Origin of the sequence: Micromonospora sp. NPDC049903 (genome assembly GCF_044460945.1) — a bacterium.
GTDB lineage: Bacteria > Actinomycetota > Actinomycetes > Mycobacteriales > Micromonosporaceae > Micromonospora.
Map to the genome: position 1 here is coordinate 1 of NZ_JBITKL010000057.1, position 4264 is coordinate 4264.

Genomic DNA, 4264 nt, shown 5'->3' on the forward strand with positions numbered 1-4264 from the left:
GATTGTCCTCACAAACCATCGATGATCAACGCGGTGGCCGTCTTCATGCCCACGCCACGCCCAACGCCGAAGCCAAGTGACGTTGGAGTACTAGGTGCTTGAGTAGCCGGACATGCCGGAACTCGTAGGCCGCCCCGGATTGCCGTAGGACACCTCGTGCATGCGCATCCCCGAGGAAGCCGAGCATGTTCCATGGACCCCAACCGGCCAACCATGAACCCAGGCGCGCTTCCGCATAGGTCTCGTAAGCCCTCGCGTGCGCCCGCCGGCTTCCGAAGAACAGCCTGGCCACCAACAGCGCAGCCCCGACCGTACCGAGCACGACAGTGGCGCGAAGGCCCGCCAGCACACCGCAGGAAACTGCCAGGAGTAGGAGCCGCGCCAGCCCCGCAGTCAACGTGGCGCGGCGGTCCGCAAGCAGGGAGCTTTGGGGTTCAGAGGTCTTCCCGACGCTGAAGAGCCGAGGACGTGTTACACCGGCGGCCAACATGGCGACGGCGAGCACACTCCACAGGAGGGACCCATCCACTGGGCTAAACCGGCCGTGCAGAAGCCCGACAGCCTGAAATCCTACGTAGAACAGAACCGACGCCACCACTGCATGGCGTAATGCGCGGGTGAGCCACGGCCGCGGGTCCCACGCCGGCGCCGCAGGCAGGGCCGGGTCCTCCTGAGACCTGACGAAGAAGACAATCGTGGCCACCGTGGCAAGGGCAATGACGTTCACCGGACGCTGAGGAAAGAGGGCCACCAAGGTGTTGAAAACGGGTGCCAGCGCCGCTCCCGCCTCCTGCAGCGCTGGCAACGCTCGTTGGCCAAGTAGTCCACCGCTGAGAGTGTCGCGTATTGCGCCAGTCACAACCCCGGGCCGTGCACGATGAAGGTCCGCGACCCAGGTCAAGGCGATCGCGGCCGCCGCTCCCTTGACCGTCGCCCGGAACACGCGTGCTGCTCCGGCCAGACCACTGGCGTTCCAGGCCGCGAGATCCCACCAGCGCAACTCTTGGCGCGCCTTGCCACTTGCCTCCCAGTGCATCCACCGAGCCTGCGCACCAAGCCAGCGGCCGGCCCGGTCGGACCGCCACCGTGGCCGGTCGGCTCCGATGGGTTGATAAACGGAGGGCAGGAAGTGCTCGAACAGCCGGTGCTCCAACGCTTCGACCGTCTGCGGGAGCGCCAGGAGCGACGAGGGTCGGCTATCGCCCTGTTCGTAGACCGTGCGCATCAGCCACAAAGACAGCGGATTCGTCAGCACCGTGGCCAGCGGTTCGCTCGACCGAGCTGCGGCGAACAACGGCATCCAACGGTCCGGATCCCCGCCGGTCGACTCGCGCAGATAACGCCGAGCATCCGACAGACGCAACGGCCGAAGCGTAATCACCGCACTACGTGACAGCGGCCGACCAGCAGTCGCAACCGCCTCCGTGAACTCTTCGGGCCGACTGGTCAGCACCATCGCCTGGTCAGACCCGTGCCGATTGATCGACTCGATCACCTCGGCGCGGATCCCCTCCGGAAGCTCGTCAAGCCCGTCGACTATCGGAATGACACCATCGCGGGCGATCATGCCGGCCACCGTGTCGATGCCGATCGCCCGAACAGGTCGGGCCGCGAGGTCCGGCAAAACCGACAGCAACGTCTCCTCGATCCACTCTGTCATGGACCGATCTGGCTGCCAGGTGGCGGCGGACACGACAACCGGCACCAAGCCGCCGACCTCGCGCCGGGTAAGCAGATCACGCGCGAGCTTCTGGGCGATCACGCTCTTGCCGCTGCCAGCAGCACCTAAAATGATCAGCCGACGATTGGGCAGAGCACGGAAGAAGTCCGCGATTTCACCGAACTCATGCCTGCGCCCGGATCCTTTGTCTGCCCAGGAAACCGGAAGCGGCCACGGGTCGTAAACCCTTCGCCATCGGTCATTGTCACTCCAGCGATGGGCCAGAGCACGCGCTAGCTCATCACATGCCTCTCCCGCCGTAAGGTCGGAAGGCGGACGAACCCCGCGCATTCGACCAACCAACCTTGACACAAGCGGAAGAGACAGGGCGAACAGCGCGACCAGAAGAGACGCGGCGCTGCCGAACTTATCGGCGAAGTCGAGCCCACGCCGATTGAGCAGAAGACCAAGACCCAGCAAGGCGAGAGCAATCAGCAGCAAGACGGCGAAGCTACCGAATCTTCCTCGCCATAACGTCTCGGTGCGCCTCATTGTCCCCTCGACCGCCAGCAGCGCCCCAGGCGACGGGACGTCACCGGCGACAATCTCGTGACGAGGACCCGCTGTCAACACGTACTCGACGACGTCTCAGCGAGGAATCGTGGGACGTCCTGGTCTGCCGCGACTGGTGTTCATCGGAGGTGGTGACGCACGGTGATGTATGGCTACCCATCCTGCTTCCGCGTCCCCTGTGGTATTGGCCGATCAACTCGTTGTGCGCGCCGCGGTGTCGGCCTTCCTGGGCCGTTACCGCGGCCAGACCCGCGTGCACACCGAGTCCGACCTACGTGTCTTCCTGCGCTGGTGCGCCGACCACGAACTGGACCCGCTGGCTACGACGCGGGTGGACATCGAGCGGTACGTGCGATGGCTGCAAGACATCCGCCGGCACCAGCCCTCGACCGTCTCCCGTTGGCTGTCCGTCGTGGTCGGCTTCTACCGGGTCTGCGTCATCGACGCCATCCGGGAGCACTCACCGGCCGACTACGTCCGCCGACCCACCGTGCCAGCCGAATCACCGACCCTCGGACTCGGGCACCTACAGTTCGAAGCCCTGATCACCACCGCCCGCAACTCCTCGAACCCGAACGACTTCGTCCTGGTCGCGCTCCCGCCCCGCACCGCGCCGCGCGACCATGTCGGCTGAGCGCATCACCCCCTCCACGAAGCGGTACTCGTGCAGGTAGACGGGCCCGTCCGAATCGAAGTGCGCCGCCTCGACCACGTCGCCGTCGTGGCCGACGAACGTCTCGCAGGACAGGCGGCCGTGAAGAAAGCCGCTGTACTCCTCGATCACCACCGCGCGGCCCTCGGCGTCGAACCCGATACGCAGGACATCCCGATCCACCGGCGGTCTGGCGTCCCACCGGCGGCCAGCCTTGAGCAGGTCCCGTTCGAAGTGCAACGGACGAAGATCAAGGCCAGGCCACGTGTACCACTCCCAGCGCCCGACGAGCGCGGTCGCCGCTCTCTTCCGGGAGTCGTGCTCGCCAGCGAGCTGGGCGAACCGCGCAGCAAGATCGGACATGGCCGGGATCCTAATGGTCACCTCGCCGGACTGGCCGCCACGCACATCCGAATCTGCCGCTGCCAGGGCGCGATGTACGCGGCGGCCGTCGAGTTACCGCCGGAGGTCCGCCGGCCAGCGTCGCTGTTGGTCAGTCTCCGGGACCGGCACACCTCGGGCCTCCCCGATGACCTGCCAGACCGTGTCGAGGGGGGTGCCGAGTCGGGCGAGGCAGGCTGCTGCGATCAGCGATGCTCGTCCGATGCCGGCGCGGCAGTGCACCGCGACGTGTCGTCCCTCGGTCATCCGGTGGTGCAGAAGGTCAATCAGTGGCTGTGCCAGTGCATGGTCGGGCACGCCGAGGTCGTCGATCGGGAAGGTGTGAAACTCCAGCCCGGCGTTGATGGCGGCGACGGCCTCTCCGGTCAGGCCGAGTTCAGCGGCTTCGGTGGAGGTGAGCAGGCAGACAAGGACATCGACGCCGGTGTCGCGTAGTGCGGTCATCTCGTCGTCGAGCCAGTCGTTGCCGCGCGGTCGTGGCATCGTGCTCAACAGGCCGGGTGGCGGCGTTGGAATGCGGTACAGCGTGGGTTTGAGTCGCATGCGGTGGCCTGACTCTGGTCGAAGGGCCGTGGTGGTCAGTGTCTTTGGGGGACGAGACAGAAGGGGTGCCCGGCGGGATCGGTGAGTACTCGGAACCGGTCTCCGCCCGGCTGGTGCTCGGGCTTGGCCCGCCCCCAGCTTCAGGAGCATGGCCTCGGCTGCGTCGATGTCCTCGGCCACGAAGTCGAGGTGCAGCTGTCGGGGCGCGTTCTGCGCGGGCCAGAGTGGCGGCTGGTAGTCGTTGACTCGTTGAAAGCCGATGAACAAGCCCGTCCTCGCGGGTGAGTCCGGCGAACTCGTCGTCAGACCTGGGATGCAGTCGGGTGTCACAGCCTGACGCTAAAGGGTGTCTCGTAACTCGGTGAAGGCGTTGCCGGGCAACGGTACTGGTGTCATCCGGTGAGGATGATGTTGTGGAGGTGGGCGATACCGGA

At 66.1% G+C, this 4264-nt stretch carries 4 protein-coding genes; 1 reads left to right on the plus strand and 3 read right to left on the minus strand.

Annotated features, from left to right (window positions below; translation table 11 throughout):
- Window positions 1-43: 43 nt before the first annotated feature.
- The gene (locus tag ACIBO1_RS32195; protein ID WP_396753067.1) at window positions 44-2161 is read right to left on the minus strand and encodes an NACHT domain-containing protein; all 2118 of its coding nucleotides are present in this window, start codon (window positions 2159-2161) and stop codon (window positions 44-46) included.
- A 274-nt stretch (window positions 2162-2435) separates the two neighbouring features.
- On the opposite strand from ACIBO1_RS32195, the gene ACIBO1_RS32200 reads away from it, so the two are divergent.
- Entirely contained in the window at window positions 2436-2867 is a 432-nt protein-coding gene (locus ACIBO1_RS32200) for a hypothetical protein (protein WP_396753069.1), read from the plus strand.
- Here ACIBO1_RS32200 and ACIBO1_RS32205 read toward each other — a convergent pair.
- Window positions 2760-3248 carry a hypothetical protein gene (locus ACIBO1_RS32205; RefSeq protein WP_396753071.1) on the minus strand — a complete coding sequence of 163 codons (489 nt, stop codon included), beginning with the start codon at window positions 3246-3248 and terminating at the stop codon, window positions 2760-2762. The two genes, ACIBO1_RS32200 and ACIBO1_RS32205, sit on opposite strands and share 108 nt — an antisense overlap.
- A gap of 93 nt (window positions 3249-3341) precedes the next feature.
- Window positions 3342-4097, minus strand: coding sequence for a VOC family protein (locus ACIBO1_RS32210; protein ID WP_396753073.1), 756 nt, complete (start codon window positions 4095-4097; stop codon window positions 3342-3344).
- Window positions 4098-4264 lie beyond the last annotated feature (167 nt).

Coding starts and splice junctions, on each gene's coding strand:
- ACIBO1_RS32205 (WP_396753071.1), bottom strand. CDS start 3,248: ATGTCCGATCTTGCTGCGCGGTTCGCCCAGCTCGCTGGCGAGCACGAC.